This is a genomic window from Rhodococcus sp. BL-253-APC-6A1W (assembly GCF_012843405.1).
In the GTDB taxonomy this organism is placed as follows: domain Bacteria; phylum Actinomycetota; class Actinomycetes; order Mycobacteriales; family Mycobacteriaceae; genus Rhodococcus.
The window spans coordinates 86,092-103,021 of sequence record NZ_JABAFB010000008.1; the positions used below are offsets into that span (position 1 = coordinate 86,092).

At 67.8% G+C, this 16,930-nt stretch carries 17 protein-coding genes; 15 read left to right on the top strand and 2 right to left on the bottom strand.

The features are described 5' to 3' along the window. Nucleotides 1-62: 62 nt before the first annotated feature. Nucleotides 63-500 carry a hypothetical protein gene (locus tag HF877_RS14115; RefSeq protein WP_169621805.1) on the bottom strand — a complete coding sequence of 146 codons (438 nt, stop codon included), beginning with the start codon at nucleotides 498-500 and terminating at the stop codon, nucleotides 63-65. Nucleotides 501-566: 66 nt separating this feature from the next. Then, nucleotides 567-1,145, bottom strand: coding sequence for a B-4DMT family transporter (locus tag HF877_RS14120; RefSeq protein ID WP_169621806.1), 579 nt, complete (start codon nucleotides 1,143-1,145; stop codon nucleotides 567-569). A 73-nt stretch (nucleotides 1,146-1,218) separates the two neighbouring features. On the opposite strand from HF877_RS14120, the gene HF877_RS14125 reads away from it, so the two are divergent. From HF877_RS14125 to metK, 15 genes are all read left to right on the top strand, one after another. Next, the gene (locus HF877_RS14125) at nucleotides 1,219-2,316 is read left to right on the top strand and encodes an aminopeptidase P family protein (protein WP_169621807.1); all 1,098 of its coding nucleotides are present in this window, start codon (nucleotides 1,219-1,221) and stop codon (nucleotides 2,314-2,316) included. Nucleotides 2,317-2,350: 34 nt separating this feature from the next. Further along, the gene (gene efp, locus HF877_RS14130; RefSeq protein WP_169621808.1) at nucleotides 2,351-2,914 is read left to right on the top strand and encodes an elongation factor P; all 564 of its coding nucleotides are present in this window, start codon (nucleotides 2,351-2,353) and stop codon (nucleotides 2,912-2,914) included. Further along, nucleotides 2,915-3,424, top strand: a complete 510-nt coding sequence (gene nusB, locus HF877_RS14135; RefSeq protein ID WP_169621809.1) for a transcription antitermination factor NusB — start codon at nucleotides 2,915-2,917, stop codon at nucleotides 3,422-3,424. Between the two features lie 226 nt (nucleotides 3,425-3,650). Continuing rightward, nucleotides 3,651-4,265, top strand: coding sequence for a bifunctional pyr operon transcriptional regulator/uracil phosphoribosyltransferase PyrR (pyrR, locus tag HF877_RS14140; protein WP_169621810.1), 615 nt, complete (start codon nucleotides 3,651-3,653; stop codon nucleotides 4,263-4,265). Continuing rightward, nucleotides 4,262-5,203: an aspartate carbamoyltransferase catalytic subunit gene (locus HF877_RS14145; RefSeq protein ID WP_169621811.1), complete on the top strand. Its 942-nt coding sequence runs from the start codon at nucleotides 4,262-4,264 to the stop codon at nucleotides 5,201-5,203. Before pyrR ends, HF877_RS14145 begins: the two co-directional genes overlap by 4 nt. A gap of 41 nt (nucleotides 5,204-5,244) precedes the next feature. Further along, nucleotides 5,245-6,558, top strand: coding sequence for a dihydroorotase (locus HF877_RS14150; RefSeq protein WP_169621812.1), 1,314 nt, complete (start codon nucleotides 5,245-5,247; stop codon nucleotides 6,556-6,558). Between the two features lie 9 nt (nucleotides 6,559-6,567). Then, a complete protein-coding gene (locus HF877_RS14155) occupies nucleotides 6,568-7,068 on the top strand; it encodes a transporter (RefSeq protein ID WP_169621813.1) in 501 nt (166 codons plus the stop codon). A gap of 118 nt (nucleotides 7,069-7,186) precedes the next feature. Continuing rightward, nucleotides 7,187-8,371, top strand: a complete 1,185-nt coding sequence (gene carA, locus HF877_RS14160; RefSeq protein WP_169621814.1) for a glutamine-hydrolyzing carbamoyl-phosphate synthase small subunit — start codon at nucleotides 7,187-7,189, stop codon at nucleotides 8,369-8,371. Then, nucleotides 8,371-11,718: a carbamoyl-phosphate synthase large subunit gene (gene carB / locus HF877_RS14165; RefSeq protein WP_169621816.1), complete on the top strand. Its 3,348-nt coding sequence runs from the start codon at nucleotides 8,371-8,373 to the stop codon at nucleotides 11,716-11,718. Before carA ends, carB begins: the two co-directional genes overlap by 1 nt. Then, nucleotides 11,715-12,542, top strand: coding sequence for an orotidine-5'-phosphate decarboxylase (gene pyrF / locus HF877_RS14170; RefSeq protein WP_169621817.1), 828 nt, complete (start codon nucleotides 11,715-11,717; stop codon nucleotides 12,540-12,542). The genes carB and pyrF overlap by 4 nt, the downstream gene beginning before the upstream one ends. A gap of 422 nt (nucleotides 12,543-12,964) precedes the next feature. Next, nucleotides 12,965-13,285 carry an integration host factor, actinobacterial type gene (mihF, locus tag HF877_RS14175; RefSeq protein WP_006551450.1) on the top strand — a complete coding sequence of 107 codons (321 nt, stop codon included), beginning with the start codon at nucleotides 12,965-12,967 and terminating at the stop codon, nucleotides 13,283-13,285. A 64-nt stretch (nucleotides 13,286-13,349) separates the two neighbouring features. Then, nucleotides 13,350-13,901 (top strand): guanylate kinase, encoded by a 552-nt coding sequence (gmk, locus tag HF877_RS14180; RefSeq protein WP_296550808.1) that lies wholly within the window; start codon nucleotides 13,350-13,352, stop codon nucleotides 13,899-13,901. 100 nt (nucleotides 13,902-14,001) lie between these two features. Then, on the top strand, nucleotides 14,002-14,295 hold the full coding sequence (rpoZ, locus tag HF877_RS14185) for a DNA-directed RNA polymerase subunit omega (protein ID WP_169621973.1): 294 nt from the start codon (nucleotides 14,002-14,004) through the stop codon (nucleotides 14,293-14,295). Beyond that, nucleotides 14,292-15,572 (top strand): bifunctional phosphopantothenoylcysteine decarboxylase/phosphopantothenate--cysteine ligase CoaBC, encoded by a 1,281-nt coding sequence (coaBC, locus tag HF877_RS14190; RefSeq protein ID WP_169621819.1) that lies wholly within the window; start codon nucleotides 14,292-14,294, stop codon nucleotides 15,570-15,572. Before rpoZ ends, coaBC begins: the two co-directional genes overlap by 4 nt. Nucleotides 15,573-15,711: 139 nt before the next feature. After that, the gene (metK, locus tag HF877_RS14195; RefSeq protein ID WP_169621820.1) at nucleotides 15,712-16,926 is read left to right on the top strand and encodes a methionine adenosyltransferase; all 1,215 of its coding nucleotides are present in this window, start codon (nucleotides 15,712-15,714) and stop codon (nucleotides 16,924-16,926) included. Nucleotides 16,927-16,930: the final 4 nt, after the last annotated feature.

The following is a 16,930-nucleotide window of genomic DNA, read 5'->3' on the forward strand; positions in this document are numbered from 1 at the left end:
CTCCCTATTGTGATGTCAATAGGGAGCGATACGGTCTTTTGAGGAATATGCAGCAGTGCCGGTCAGGTGGTGAGTACCAGGAGGAATCCGCCGCCACCGGCGTCGATTCGCGTGGTGACCGACAGTCCCGGGGCGAGTCGCGACAGCCGGTCTACGAGCCAGTCACCGGCCTCGATCGCGTCGGCCTTGCTGGGGCAGCGGGCGACGGCGACGCGGCCACCCTTGCGCGTGAGTTGCTCGACCACACCGATGATCGGGGCGGGATCGACGACGAACAGGTGATCGGGCCACGGCACGACGGGTTTGACCGCGCCCTTCTTGGTGTTGCACGCCCGGTGCGCGAGTCGTTCCTGGCCGCCCTTCGCACCCTTCTTCGCCGTCGTGATGCTGTCGACGCTCGGACCGCGCGGATCGTTGACCGACATGGTGGCATCCACCGGCTCGTCACACAGCCAGCATCGCCACGCGTCGCGTTCGCCCACTTCGTCCATCTTGCTCATGGGGTCGACGCTACAGCGGCGTGAGCGGCGATCGTGCCGATGGCCCCGGGGAGGGCGACCGGCAGGTCAGCGCTCGGGGTGTGGCGCGTGCGGGTCGACTGCGGGGAACACCTCGGTGGGTGCGTCGTCGTTGCGCCAGGCGAGGTCGGCGGCCGGCGCGCTCGCAACCGTGGCCGGCTCGCGCTGCTGCCGAGCCGCTGTCCGGTCGCTCTCGTCGGTCTTCTCGCCACGACCGGCGAAGAATCGGCCGGCGGTCACTGCGGCCATCGCCGGCAGGAATACCAGGAGCACCGTGAACGCGGCACCGGAGGTCAGTTCGAACAGAAGCGACTTCACGCCGATCGGGATGGCGGTCAGCGTATCGACGAGCCAGGTGAGGAACCCGGCCACGATGCCGGTGACGGCGCCGGCCGCGAGCCACCGCATCGTCAGGTCCTCCCCGTCGTCCGGGTCGGGGTACGCCTTCCGGTCGCGGATTCCGTCGATGCCGGCCCACACGACCGCCGCCAGAATGACGACGGCCAGACCCAGCCAGCGCAGAATCGATCCCTGCAACGGCCACTGCATGAGGGCGGCACCGAGTAGTGCGCGCACGATCACGTGGACGAGGGAAAGCCCCAGTCCGCGAACCAACCACGGTTTCATGTACCCGAGAGTAACGGCTTCGGGCAGGAAAGTGTGTCTCGTCCCACACCGGCACGCGGGGTACGTTGGGCGAATGTCCGCAGACCACGCCTCCCGTCGTCGCGCACTGCGTGCCCTGCTCGCCGAGCGCGACCTCGACGCCCTGCTCGTGACCGACCTTCTCAACATCCGGTACCTGACCGGCTTCACCGGTTCGAATGCCGCTCTCGTCGTCGCCACGGACGACGACTCCGACGAAAGCCGCACCGTGATCAGCACGGACGGCAGGTATGTGACCCAGGTCGCCGCCCAGGTTCCGGACCTGCGGGCGGACATCGCGCGGGCCTCCGCTGCGCATCTCGTCGCCGCCGCGACCGAGCCCCCCGCGACCTGGGGGTTCGAAAGTCACGTCGTCACCGTCGACGAGCGTTTCCGGTGGGACGGGCTCGGGAGCGCCACCCGTTTCGTCCCTGCGCCGGGACTCGTCGAGGAGTTGCGCATGGTCAAGGACGAATACGAGGTGGGCCTGCTCCGTGAGGCGTGCGCGGTCGCCGACCGCGCACTTGCCGATCTGATCGAGGCGGGCGGTCTGCGTCCGGGACGTACCGAGAAGGAGGTCGCGCGAGATCTCGAGTGGCGCATGTTCGAGCACGGCGCGGACGGCATCTCGTTCGAGACGATCGTCGCGTCGGGCGAGAACTCGGCCGTCCCGCACCACCGGCCCACCGGCGCGGTCCTCGCGGCGGGAGATTTCGTCAAGCTCGACTTCGGCGCCCAGGTGGGCGGATACCACTCCGACATGACCCGCACGTACGTGCTCGGGCACGCTCAGGACTGGCAGCGCGACGTGTACGACCTGGTACTGAGGGCGCAGCGCGCCGGGCGGGAGGCGCTCGCGCCGGGTGCGGAGTGCGCCGCGGTGGACGCCGCCGCGCGCAGTGTCGTCGCCGCTGCCGGGCATGCGGATCTGTTTCTCCACGGCCTCGGGCACGGGGTCGGACTCGAGATCCATGAAGCGCCGGGAATCGGGGCGGCGGCGACCGGTACACTTGTCGCCGGTGCGGCGGTGACCGTCGAGCCGGGTGTGTACTTCTCGGGGCGCGGAGGCGTGCGGATCGAGGACACGCTCGTGGTGCGGGAGCAGACTCCGGAATTGCTCACGCTCACCGACAAGACATTAACCGTCGTTTGAGGCGGTTTCCCCGACTCTAGGAGACGCGAAGTAAGTGGCTGACACCAGTGATTTCAAGAACGGACTCGTTCTGAAGATCGACGGCCAGCTCTGGCAGATCATCGAGTTCCAGCACGTGAAGCCGGGCAAGGGCCCCGCGTTCGTGCGTACGAAGCTCAAGAATGTGACGTCGGGCAAGACCGTGGACAAGACCTGGAACGCCGGTGTCAAGGTCGAAACCGCTACGGTCGACCGCCGTGACATGACGTACCTGTACAACGACGGCACCGATTACGTGTTCATGGACTCGCAGACCTTCGACCAGATCTCGATCAGCCCCGAGCTGCTCGGCGACGCCGCGAAGTTCCTGCTCGAGAACATGGCCGTGCAGGTCGCGACGAACGAGGACGTTCCGCTGTTCGTGGAGCTGCCCGTGACGATCGAGCTCGTCGTCAAGCACACCGATCCCGGTCTCCAGGGCGACCGCTCGACCGGCGGCACCAAGCCGGCGACCCTCGAGACCGGCGCCGAGATCCAGGTCCCGCTGTTCATCAACACCGGCGACAAGCTCAAGGTCGATTCCCGTGACGGCAACTACCTGGGGCGAGTGAACTCCTGAGTGTCCGGTACCCAGAAAAAGCTCGGGGCCCGTCACAAGGCCCGTAAACGCGCTGTCGATCTGCTCTTCGAAGCAGAAGCACGCGACGTTCATCCCGCCGACCTCGCGGCCGACCGGGTCGAACTCGCCATCGCGGACGACCAGGTCGCACCGGTCCCGCCGTATGCGCAGACCATCATCAACGGTGTCGCCGACAACCTCGACGAAACCGATCGCGTCATCGCCGACCATCTGCACGAGTGGACACTCGATCGGCTTCCCGCCGTCGACCGGGCGATCCTCCGCATCGCGGTGTGGGAGTTGTTCCACGCCACGGACGTGCCGCCGGTCGTCGCGGTCGACGAAGCCGTCGAACTCGCCAAGCAGTTGTCGACCGACGATTCGCCGGCATTCGTCAACGGCGTACTCGGCCAGATCGTGGTGGTCGCGGACCAAGTGCGCGCCGCAGCCGCAGCCACCCTGGTCCGGCCGCCCGCCGAGGCGCCCTCGCAGGACTCCGACGAGTCCTGACGGCACTTCGGTTCCACCTTCGTTGAGCGGGTTCCCGTGGGCATCGTCCCATCGGAGCCCGCTCACGTGCTTTTCATCCCGCGTTTCCCACCGCCGGGGATGTCGACGTCCTGTGTTGCGCTTCACCCGCGCACCGCGCTTTCGGGCAGGTGCACGCTGCTAGGCTCGAACACTGTCAGGCATCCTTTAACGATCCGTCCAGTGAGGCGGAGAAGGAGGTCGCTGCATGACCGTGTCCGAGGACGGGTCCACAGCTTCTACCCATTCTGCGTCTCCCGCCGAGGCACCCGCGCGTGAGCTTCTCTCCGCGGCGGATGTGCACCGCACCATCGCGCGAATCGCGCATCAGATCATCGAGAAGACCGCGCTCGACACCCCTGCCGAAGCGCGGCGTGTCGTCCTCCTGGGTATCCCGACGCGCGGCATCACTCTCGCGAACCGGCTCGCCGACCGCATCGAAGAATTCTCCGGTGTCCGCGTGCCCGTCGGTTCACTCGACATCACCCTCTACCGGGACGACCTGCGCACCAAGCCGCACCGCCCGCTCGAACGCACCTCGGTGCCCGACGGCGGCGTCGACAACACCCTCGTCGTGCTCGTCGACGACGTCCTGTTCTCGGGCCGTTCCGTGCGCGCCGCTCTCGATGCGCTCCGCGACCTCGGGCGTCCGGAAGCCGTGCAACTTGCCGTGCTCGTCGATCGCGGCCACCGCGAACTGCCGTTGCGTGCCGACTACGTCGGGAAGAACGTTCCCACCGCGCGCAGCGAAGACGTGCAAGTGCTGCTCACCGAACAGGACGGCCGCGACGCCGTGGAGATCTCGGGAGGCAAGACCCAGTGAAACACCTGCTCACCATCGCAGATCTCGACAAGGATTCCGCGACAGGGCTTCTCGACGAAGCAGAACGTTTCGAGCAGGCGTTGCTCGGCCGTGAGGTCCGCAAGCTTCCCACGCTGCGTGGCCGCACCGTTATGACGGTGTTCTACGAGAATTCGACGCGCACCCGCGTCTCGTTCGAAGTCGCGGGCAAGTGGATGAGCGCCGACGTGATCAACGTCTCGGCCTCCAGTTCCTCCGTCCAGAAGGGCGAGTCGCTGCGCGACACGGCGCTGACGCTGCACGCCGCCGGCGCGGACGCGCTCATCGTCCGGCATCCCGCCTCCGGTGCGGCGCACCGGATCGCGCAGTGGACCAACGAGTCCGGATCGGGTCCGGCCGTGATCAACGCCGGCGACGGGACACACGAACATCCCACGCAGGCGCTGCTCGACGCGCTCACCCTGCGTCAGCGGCTCGGCGGAATCGAAGGACGCCGCGTCGCGATCGTCGGCGACGTGCTGCACAGCCGCGTGGCGCGTTCCAACGCCCTGCTGCTGAGCATGCTCGGCGCGGAGGTCGTGCTCGTCGCTCCCCGTACCCTGCTGCCGGTCGGTGTGGAGACGTGGCCGGTGCGTGTCGCGGAGTCGCTCGACGCCGAACTGCCCGGACTCGACGCGGTGCTGGTGCTGCGCGTGCAAGCGGAGCGGATGAACGGCGGGTTCTTCCCGTCGGCCCGGGAGTACTCGATCCGCTACGGACTCAGCGCCAAGCGCGCCGCGGTGCTTCCCGAGCATGCCGTGGTCCTGCACCCGGGACCGATGCTGCGCGGCATGGAGATCGGGTTCCCGGTCGCCGACGCACCGCAATCCGCCATCCTGCAGCAGGTCGGCAACGGCGTGCACGTGCGCATGGCGGTGCTGTTCCGGCTGCTCGTCGGTACGGAAGGCAACCTGTCGTGAACGCCGCTTCGGAACACACCCACGGAAGAGGAGATACCCCGGTGACGCCGCAGGTGCTCATCCGCAACGTCCGGCTCTACGGCGAAGGGGATCCGGTCGACGTCCTGCTCGGCGACGAGCAGATCCTCGCCGTCGGACCGGGACTCGACGCCGACGCGAACGTCGAAATCCTCGACGGCACCGATCGCATCCTGCTGCCCGGTTTCGTCGATCTGCACACTCATCTGCGCGAACCCGGACGCGAGGACACCGAGACGATCGACTCGGGTTCGGCCGCGGCCGCCCGCGGCGGCTACACCGCCGTGTTCGCGATGGCGAACACCGATCCGGTTGCCGATTCGGCGGTCGTGACCGACCACGTGTGGCGTCGTGGCCAGGAGGTCGGCCTCGTCGACGTGCATCCGGTCGGTGCCGTGACGGTCGGTCTCCAAGGCAGGCAACTCGCCGAGATGGGGTCCATGGCCTCCGGCATCGGGCAGGTCAAGTTGTTCTCCGACGACGGAAAATGCGTCGACGATCCGCTGCTCATGCGCCGCGCGCTCGAGTACTCGTCCTCGCTCGGAGTGCTCATCGCCCAGCACGCCGAGGAACCCCGCCTGACGGTCGGAGCCGTCGCACACGAGGGACCCACGGCCGCACGCCTCGGCCTCGCCGGGTGGCCGCGCGCCGCCGAGGAGTCCATCGTCGCCCGGGATGCGCTTCTCGCGCGCGACGCCGGCGCACGCGTGCACATCTGTCACGCGTCCACCTCGGGCACGGTCGCGCTCGTGGAATGGGCTCGCTCGCAGGGCATCGCCATCAGTGCGGAAGTCACGCCGCATCACCTGCTGCTCGACGACTCGCGGCTCGAGACCTACGACGGCATCAACCGTGTCAACCCGCCGCTGCGTGAGCGCTCGGATGTCGAGGCCTTGCGCCGGGGACTGGCGTCCGGGGTCATCGACTGTGTCGCCACAGACCACGCTCCGCACGCCGATCAGGACAAGTGCTGCGAGTTCTCACAAGCGCGTCCCGGAATGCTCGGCCTCGAAACGGCGTTGTCCATCGTTATCGAGACAATGGTGCGTCCCGGTCTGCTCGACTGGCGCGGTGTCGCGCGGGTGATGAGCGAGCGCCCCGCAGAGATCGTCGGGCTCGACGACCAGGGGCGCCCGCTGGAGGTCGGTGAGCCGGCCAACGTGGTGCTCGTCGATCCGGACACCGAGTGGACGGTGCACGGGCCGGACCTGGCGAGCATCGCCGGCAACACCCCGTACGAGGACATGACCTTGCCGGGACGGGTCACCGCGACAGTGCTGCGCGGCCGGATCACCGCCCGCGACGGCGCGGTATACCCCCGGACCGACGGAAAGTAGGAACACGAGATGGACCGGATAGTGCTCACCGTCGGATTCCTGGCGTTGTGGGTCGTGCTCGTACTGCTGATGTGGAAGGGCTGGCGCGGCCGGGCCCGACGACAGCAGGACGCGATCGGGGAACTGCCGGTGGTGCCCGCGGAACTGGGGGAGCGGCTCATCGAGCCGAGCACGGGCCTGTACGTCGGCAGCACGCTGGCGCCGAGCTGGCAGGACCGCGTGGCGGTGGGCGACCTCGGCTTCCGCGCCAGTTCCGAACTGAGCCGGTACCGGACGGGAGTGCTTCTGGAACGGCACGGCGCGTCGCCGATCTGGATTCCCGAGGAGTCGATCCGCGCGATCCGGACCGAACGCGGCTTGGCGGGCAAGGTCATGACGAAGGACGGCGTGCTCGTGATCCGGTGGCAGCTGCCGTCGGGGACCGAGGTCGACACGGGCTTCCGTGGGGACGACAAGTCGATCTATCCACAATGGACTCGGGAACAGACTCGGGACGAGAACGAAAAGTGACGATCACAACGACGATGACGATCACAGCGACGACGAACATCACGAAGACGAATACGACACGCGAGATTTCCGCCCGTACGGCCGGTTCTGGTGCGGTCGAGAAGAACGGAGACAACGCATGAGCGGCGGAACATTCGGAGCCGGCACCGCGGTGCTGGTCCTCGAAGACGGACGGGTTTTCCGTGGCACGCCTTTCGGTGCGGTCGGACAGACCCTCGGCGAGGCCGTGTTCAGCACGGGCATGACCGGATACCAGGAAACACTCACCGACCCCAGCTACCACCGGCAGATCGTCGTGGCCACCGCGCCGCAGATCGGCAACACCGGCTGGAACCACGAGGACAACGAGTCCGTCGGGCCCACCGGTGACGCCGCAGATTCGAAGATCTGGGTGGCCGGGTTCGTGGTGCGGGACCCGTCGCGACGTGTCTCGAGCTGGCGGGCGAGCGGATCGCTGCAGGACGAACTCGCGCGGCAGAACGTCGTCGGGCTCGCGGGGATCGACACCCGCGCACTCGTGCGGCACCTGCGCACCCGCGGCTCGATGCGGGCCGGCGTGTTCTCCGGCGACGCTCTCGTGTGGAAGGGCGACGACCTCGACGTCGACGCACTCCTCGACCGGGTCAAGAGCCAGCCGTCGATGCTCGGCGCCGACCTCGCCGGTGAAGTGAGCACCAGCAGTGGATACGTGGTCGAACCCACCGGCGGCGACCCGCGCTTCACCGTTGCCGCGATCGACCTGGGCATCAAGACCAACACGCCGCGGATGTTCGCCGAACGCGGCATCCGCGTGCACGTGCTGCCGTCCAGCGCGACGCTCCACGACATCCTGGACCTGAAGGCCGACGGTGTGTTCCTGTCCAACGGCCCCGGTGACCCGGCGACCGCGGACGGGGCAGTGCACCTGACCAAGGAGGTGCTCGGACAGGGCCTGCCGCTGTTCGGCATCTGCTTCGGAAACCAGATCCTCGGCCGTGCGCTCGGCCTGAACACCTACAAGATGAAGTTCGGTCACCGCGGCATCAACATCCCGGTCGTCGAACACGAGACCGGCCGCATCGCCATCACCGCGCAGAACCACGGTTTCGCGCTCGAAGGTGAAGCGGGCCAGGAGTTCGATACTCCGTTCGGCCGCGCGGTGATCAGCCATACGTGCGCCAACGACGGTGCCGTCGAAGGCGTCAAGCTCGCCGACGGTTCCGCGTTCTCCGTGCAGTACCACCCGGAGGCAGCGGCCGGGCCGCACGACGCCTCCTACCTGTTCGACCGTTTCACCCGCATGCTCGAGGGAGAGAAGAACTGATGCCACGCCGTACCGATCTCTCTCACATCCTGGTCATCGGCTCCGGCCCGATCGTCATCGGGCAGGCCTGCGAGTTCGACTACTCCGGCACCCAGGCGTGCCGGGTCCTCCGCGAGGAGGGCATGCGCGTCTCGCTGGTCAACTCCAACCCGGCGACGATCATGACCGACCCGGAGTTCGCCGACGCGACCTACATCGAGCCGATCACCGCCGAGTACGTCGAGAAGGTCATCGCCGCGGAAGCTGCGAACGGCACTCCGATCGACGCGGTGCTCGCGACGCTCGGCGGCCAGACCGCGCTCAACACCGCCGTTGCGCTGTCCGAGCAGGGCATCCTCGACAAGTACGACATCGAGCTGATCGGCGCGGACTTCGACGCGATCCAGCGCGGCGAGGACCGGCAGAAGTTCAAGGACATCGTGGCCAAGTGCGGTGGCGAGTCCGCCCGCTCCGCGGTCTGCTACACGATGGACGAGGTCCGCGCGACCGTCGCCGAACTCGGATACCCGGTCGTGGTGCGCCCGTCGTTCACGATGGGCGGCCTCGGTTCCGGCATGGCGTACAACGAAGCCGACCTCGAGCGCATCGCCGGTGGCGGTCTCGCCGCGTCGCCGACCGCGAACGTGCTGATCGAGGAGTCGATCCTCGGCTGGAAGGAATACGAACTCGAGCTGATGCGGGACGGCCGCGACAACGTCGTGATCGTGTGCTCGATCGAGAACGTCGATCCGGTCGGTGTGCACACCGGTGACTCGATCACCGTGGCACCGGCGATGACGCTCACGGACCGCGAATACCAGAAGATGCGCGACCTCTCGATCGCCATCCTGCGTGAGGTCGGCGTCGAGACCGGCGGCTGCAACATCCAGTTCGCCATGGACCCGAGCGACGGCCGCCTCGTCGTCATCGAGATGAATCCGCGCGTGTCGCGGTCGTCGGCGCTCGCGTCGAAGGCCACCGGCTACCCGATCGCGAAGATGGCCGCCAAGCTCGCCATCGGTTACACACTCGACGAGATCGTCAACGACATCACCAAGGAAACGCCCGCGTGCTTCGAGCCGACGCTCGACTACGTCGTGGTCAAGGCTCCGCGGTTCGCGTTCGAGAAGTTCCCGGGCGCCGACGGCACCCTCACCACCACGATGAAGTCGGTGGGCGAAGCGATGTCGATCGGCCGCAACTTCGCCGAGGCCTTCGGCAAGGTGCTGCGTTCGCTCGAGACCAAGCGTGCCGGATTCTGGACCGGCCCGGAGGTCGAGGGGTCGCTCGACGAGCTGCTGAAGGCGATCGAGACGCCCACCGACGGCCGGATCTACCAGGTCGCCCAGGCGTTCGAGCTGGGTGCGACCCTCGAGCAGGTCTTCGAGGCCACCAAGATCGATCCGTGGTTCCTCGAGGAGATTTCGCAGATCGTCGGGATGGGGGACAAGGTCCGCGCCGCCGAGACGTTCGGTGCCGAGGAGCTGCGTTACGTCAAGCACCACGGTTTCTCCGACCGCCAGATCGCGGCGCTGCGTCCGAGCCAGTTCGCGGACGAGGACGCGGTCCGCGCGCTGCGCAACGAGCTCGGCGTGCATCCGGTGTACAAGACGGTCGACACCTGTGCGGCGGAGTTCGAGGCGAAGACCCCGTACCACTACTCGACCTACGAACTCGATCCGAACGCGGAGACCGAGGTCGCGCCGCAGCCCGACAAGCCGAAGGTGCTGATCCTCGGCTCGGGTCCGAACCGCATCGGCCAGGGCATCGAGTTCGACTACTCGTGCGTGCACGCGGCACTGACGCTCTCGGATGCCGGCTACGAGACCGTGATGGTCAACTGCAACCCCGAGACGGTCTCCACCGACTACGACACCGCCGACCGCCTGTACTTCGAGCCGCTCACCTTCGAGGACGTCCTCGAGGTGTACCGGGCGGAGTGCGAGTCCGGCACGGTCGCCGGGGTCATCGTGCAGCTCGGCGGACAGACGCCGCTGGGGCTTGCGCGGCGGCTGAAGGCGGCGGGAGTCCCGATCGTGGGGACGAGCCCCGAGGCGATCGACCTCGCCGAGGACCGCGGCGAGTTCGGACGGGTGCTCGAAGAGGCCGGTCTGCCCGCCGCGAAGTACGGCACCGCCACCACTTTCGACGGTGCTCGTGACATCGCGGCCGAGATCGGTTACCCCGTGCTCGTGCGCCCGTCGTACGTGCTCGGCGGCCGCGGCATGGAGATCGTCTACGACGAGAAGTCGCTCGCGGACTACATCTCCCGCGCCACGGAGATCTCCGACGACCGCCCGGTCCTCGTGGACCGCTTCCTCGACGACGCGGTCGAGATCGACGTGGACGCCCTGTGCGACGGCACCGACGTCTACATCGGCGGGATCATGGAACACATCGAGGAAGCCGGAATCCACTCCGGTGACTCCGCGTGTGCCCTGCCGCCGATCACCCTCGGACGCTCCGACATCGAGAACGTGCGCCGCTCGACGGCAGCGCTCGCGGCCGGGATCGGGGTCAAGGGCCTGCTCAACGTCCAGTACGCGCTCAAGGACGACATCCTGTATGTCCTGGAGGCCAATCCTCGGGCGAGCCGCACCGTGCCGTTCGTGTCCAAGGCCACCGCGGTCCAGCTCGCCAAGGCGTGCGCTCGGGTGATGCTCGGTGAGTCCATCGCCGAACTGCGCGAGGCCGGGATTCTGCCGGCCGAGGGCGACGGCAGCGTGATTCCGCTCGGGGCACCGGTAGCCGTGAAGGAAGCGGTGCTGCCGTTCAACCGGTTCCGCCGCGCCGACGGAACCGGTATCGACACGTTGCTCAGCCCGGAGATGAAGTCCACCGGCGAAGTGATGGGCATCGACGACGATTTCGGTACGGCGTTCGCGAAGAGCCAGACCGCCGCCTACGGATCGCTGCCCACCTCGGGCACGGTGTTCGTCTCGCTCGCGAACAAGGACAAGCGGTCGATGATCTTCCCGGTCAAGCACCTCGCCGACCTCGGATTCCACATCGCTGCCACCGTCGGGACCGCAGAGGTCCTGCGCCGCAACGGTGTTCCCTGCGAACACGTCTACAAGGTGTCCGAGGAGGAACGCCCCGAAGGTGCACCGGACGTGGTCGATCGCATTCGTGCCGGCGACATCGCCATGGTGATCAACACGCCGTGGGGTAATTCCGGACCCCGCGTCGACGGGTACGAGATCCGCAGCGCGGCTGTCGCGGCGAACATTCCGTGCATCACGACGGTGCAGGGTGCGTCGGCGGCGGTGCAGGGCATCGAGGCAGCCATCCGCGGTGACATCGGCGTCAGCTCGATTCAGCGGATGCACGCACGACTGCGCGAAGCCGCGGTCGCCGGACAGTCGTGACCACGTTCGGAGGGCGGCTCGCGGATGCGCTCGCGAGCCGCGGGCCGCTCTGCGTGGGCATCGACCCGCATCCGCAATTGCTGACGGCGTGGGGTCTCGGAGTCGACGCCGACGGACTCGACAAGTTCAGCGAGCTGTGTGTGGAAGCGTTCGACGGGGTCGTCGCCGTGGTCAAGCCGCAGGTCGCGTTCTTCGAGGCGTTCGGTTCGGCGGGTCTGGAAGTTCTCGAACGCACCATCGCCGTACTGCGCGGTTCCGGGACGCTCGTCGTCGCCGACGCCAAACGCGGTGATATCGGCTCCACCATGGACGCGTACGCCCGCACCTGGCTCGCCGACGAGTCGCCGCTGTGCTCGGACGCGGTGACCGTCTCGCCCTATCTCGGTTTCGGTGCGCTCGCTCCGGCACTCGATCTGGCGGCGCAGACGGGCCGTGGGATCTTCGTGCTGGCAGCGACCTCGAATCCGGAGGGAGCGCAGGTGCAGCGGGCCCGGCTCGACGACGGTCGCACCGTCGCTCAGGCGATGGTCGACGAGGCCGCGGCGTGCAATACCGGAGCCGGCCGCCTCGGGTCGGTCGGTGTGGTGGTCGGCGCGACGCTGACCGACGCTCCCGACTTGCGGGCCTTGAACGGCCCCATCCTGATGCCGGGAGTGGGGGCGCAGGGCGGAACCGCCGACGACGTCCGACGGCTCGCAGCGGGCAATCTGAGGGCCGTGGTGCCGAACGTGTCCCGGGAGGTGCTGCGCGCGGGACCGTCCGTCTCCGCGTTGCGGGAGGCTGTCGCCCGCACGGTCGAAGGATTCGCGTTCCTCCAGGACTGAGTTCCTCCACGACCGAGTTCCTCGAGGGCTGAGGGGGCCGAGGTCCGTACGTGCACGTGTACGGTCCTTGACCTGCGGATCCGCGCGCCGCGACACGCGGAACCGCAAGATTTTTTTCCGGGGTTCTCGATGACACCCTCCACGGCCGGCAGTGATCTTGCGCGCTCACCCGGCGGTGGCGGTGTGTATGTCCATCGAGACGCCGTGACCTGCGACTTTTCACCGTTCGGGCAGGTCGGCCCGCAAAATTCGCGGGATCGTCCGGCGGCGTGTGGGCCCCGGAATCGGCACGCACTACCGCACGGATTCTCGAGCGTCACGGCGGGGGGGCGGTTCGCATTCGACGGAAGTCGTGAGTACGGTCGCTATCGCCGCTGGTTACAGCGGTGAAGACTGAATTCCAACGATGAGACGGAGGAACCGTGGCCCTTCCCCAGCTGACCGATGAGCAGCGCGCCGCTGCTCTGGAGAAGGCGGCTGCTGCCCGTCGTGCCCGGGCAGAGCTCAAGGAGCGCCTCAAGCGCGGCGGCACCGACCTGAAGCAGGTGCTGAAGGATGCCGAGAACGACGAAATCCTCGGCAAGATGAAGGTTTCCGCTCTGCTCGAGGCCCTGCCGAAGGTCGGCAAGGTCAAGGCGCAGGAGATCATGACCGAACTGGAGATCGCTCCGACCCGCCGTCTGCGCGGACTCGGCGATCGCCAGCGCAAGGCCCTGCTCGCCAGGTTCGATTTCGACGCCTGAGACCGTGGTAGCTGACGCACACCCCGTGACGGACAGCGCACCCGCAGCGCGGAGGGGCCGGCTGATCGTTCTGGCCGGCCCCTCCGCGGTCGGTAAGTCGACTGTCGTGCGCCTTCTGCGCAACCGGGTGCCGAATCTGATGTTCAGTGTCTCCGCGACCACTCGCGCCCCACGACCGGGCGAGGTGGACGGGGTGGACTACCGCTTCGTCACCCGCGAGGAATTCGACCGCATGATCGACGACGGCGAGTTGCTCGAATGGGCCGACATCCACGCAGGCCTGCAACGTTCGGGCACACCCGCAGCGCCGGTACGCGAGGCGCTCGCCGCCGGGCGACCGGTGCTCGTGGAGGTCGATCTGGTGGGGGCCCGCGCAGTGCGGGCCGCGATGGACGAGGCCGTCCTGGTCTTCCTCGCACCGCCGAGCTGGGAGGTGCTCGTCGAGCGCCTCACCGGACGCGGCACCGAATCCGCCGACGTGGTGGCCCGCCGCCTGGACACCGCGCGCACCGAACTCGCCGCTCAGGACGAGTTCGATGTCGTCGTTGTCAACGATGATGTCGACCGTGCGTGCGAAGAATTGGTATCCTTGTTAGTCGGTCCCGAAAACGGGTGACCGGAGCGTGCTTGCGGGCGCCCGACCGGTGCCGTTTGCAGAGTCCGCCGACGCTAGATTTCTATCCCGCGAAAACTCAGGAGAACACCGAGTGAGCAGCATGCAGTCAGCAGCGATCGACCTCGAGGGCAACGCCCTTCCGGTCTACGACACTCCGCTGGGTATCACCAACCCGCCGATCGACGAGCTGCTCGAACGCGCCTCCTCGAAGTACGCCCTGGTGATCTACTCGGCCAAGCGCGCCCGGCAGATCAACGATTACTACAACCAGCTCGGTGACGGCATCCTCGAGTACGTCGGCCCGCTCGTCGAGCCGGGTCTGCAGGAGAAGCCGCTGTCCATCGCGCTGCGCGAGATCCACGCGGATCTGCTCGAGCACACCGAAGGCGAGTGAGCCTTCACGCCGCGGACGGCGCTCCGGAAACCGGACAGCGCCGCCGCGTCGTCGTCGGAGTCGCCGGCGGGATCGCCGCGTACAAAGCGTGCGCACTGATCCGGGCGTTCACCGAGAACGGCCATCACGTGCGGGTCGTTCCCACCGAATCAGCACTTCAGTTCGTCGGGCGCGCCACCTTCGAGGCACTCTCCGGTAACCCCGTGCACACCGGCGTCTTCGCCGACGTGCCGGAGGTACCGCACGTGCGGTTGGGGCAGGAGGCCGACCTCGTCGTCGTCGCGCCCGCCACCGCCGACCTCATGGCCCGGGCGGTATCCGGCCGCGCCGACGATCTCCTCACGGCAACTCTTCTCACCGCGCGGTGCCCGGTGATGTTCGTGCCCGCGATGCACACCGAGATGTGGGAACACCCCGCCACGGTCGACAACGTCGCAACTCTGCGTCGTCGCGGCAGTGTCGTGGTCGAGCCCGCCTCGGGTCGTCTCACCGGCAAGGACACCGGAGCGGGGCGTCTGCCCGAACCCGACGAGATCTACGCGCTGGCGGCACTGATGCTCGAACGTGCCGACGCGCTGCCTCGCGACCTGGTCGGCCGGCGCATCGTCGTCTCCGCCGGTGGCACGCGCGAACCTCTCGATCCGGTGCGGTTCCTGGGCAACCGCTCGTCGGGCAAGCAGGGCTATGCGCTTGCCCGCCTGGCCGCGCAGCGCGGCGCGGACGTCACCCTCGTGGCCGGCGCGGTCGCAGGCCTCGACGATCCTGCCGCCGTGGACGTCGTGCGGGTGCAGACCGCCGCGCAGATGCAGGACGCGGTCACCAAGCATGCCGCGACCGCCGACGCCGTCATCATGTCGGCCGCGGTCGCCGATTTCCGCCCCGCCGCCTTCGCCGAAAGCAAGATCAAGAAGGGTGCGGGCGAACCGGACTCGATCGCGCTGACGAAGAACGACGACATCCTCGCCGGACTGGTGCGCTCCCGTGCCGACGGTGGACTGTCCAAGGACACCGTCATCGTCGGATTCGCAGCCGAAACCGGCGACGAACACGGCGACGTCCTGACCTATGCGCGTGAGAAACTGGCCCGCAAGGGCTGCGATCTTCTCGTCGTCAACGCCGTGGGCGACGGCAAGGCATTCGAGGTCGACCACAACGACGGATGGTTGTTGTCCGCGGACGGCTCCGAGACGGCGCTCGCCCACGGATCCAAGGCTCTGATGGCAAGCAGGGTCCTCGATGCACTGCGACCGCTGCTGGCGCAGGTAGAACGGACGTAGAGTCCGATGATTTTAATACTCGCGCCGACGCTGCCGGGACAGTAGCGTCGGCACAGTGGCCGGGCTCGACCCGACCGGGAGTGCGTGCCGCTCCACAGCGTTCGTCCAGAGCTAGACACATCAGTCGAGAGGGAGTTCTGTGAGCAAGACCGGCGGTCGGCTTTTCACCAGCGAGTCCGTGACCGAGGGGCACCCGGACAAAATCTGCGACGCGATCAGCGACTCGGTCCTCGACGCGCTGCTCGCGGACGACCCGCGTGCCCGTGTCGCAGTGGAAACGCTCGTGACCACCGGTCAGGTGCACGTGGTGGGTGAGGTGACGACCTCCGCGTATGCCGATATCCCCAAGATCGTGCGCGACCGCGTGCTCGAAATCGGGTACGACAGCTCGTCCAAGGGCTTCGACGGCAACTCCTGCGGCGTGAACATCGCGATCGGCGCGCAGTCGCCGGAGATCGCCGGGGGCGTCGATGTCGCGCTCGAGGCTCGTAGCGGCACGCTGACCGACGACGAGGTCGCGCTGCAGGGCGCCGGCGACCAGGGCCTGATGTTCGGATACGCATGCTCGGAAACCCCGGAACTGATGCCGCTGCCCATCTCCCTCGCGCACCGGCTCTCGCGCCGGCTGACCGAGGTGCGGAAGACCGGTGTGCTCCCGTACCTGCGGCCGGACGGCAAGACCCAGGTCACCATCGAGTACGAAGGCGACAAGCCGGTCCGCCTCGACACCATCGTGATCTCCACTCAGCACGCCGCGGATATCGACCTCAACAACCTGCTCACCCCGGATCTCCGGGCGCACGTCGTCGACGCCGTACTCGCGGACCCGAACCTCGCCGATCTCGACGTCGCCGATGTCCGGCTGCTGGTCAACCCGTCCGGATCGTTCGTGCTCGGCGGCCCGATGGGCGACGCCGGCCTGACCGGACGGAAGATCATCGTCGACACCTACGGCGGCATGGCCCGCCACGGCGGTGGCGCGTTCTCGGGTAAGGACCCGTCGAAGGTCGACCGTTCCGCCGCGTACGCCATGCGCTGGGTCGCCAAGACGGCCGTCGCCGCGGGACTGGCGGACCGGATCGAGGTGCAGGTCGCATACGCGATCGGCAAGGCCGCTCCCGTCGGCCTGTTCGTCGAGACCTTCGGCACTGAAAAGGCCGATCCCGCGCGGATCCAGCAGGCGGTCAACGAGGTCTTCGACCTGCGTCCCGGCGCGATCGTCCGCGACCTGGATCTTCTGCGCCCCATCTACGCCCAGACGGCTGCGTACGGTCACTTCGGCCGCACCGACATCGAACTGCCGTGGGAGAACACCGACCGCGCCGACAAGCTTCGCGCGGCCGCCGGACTCTGACGGT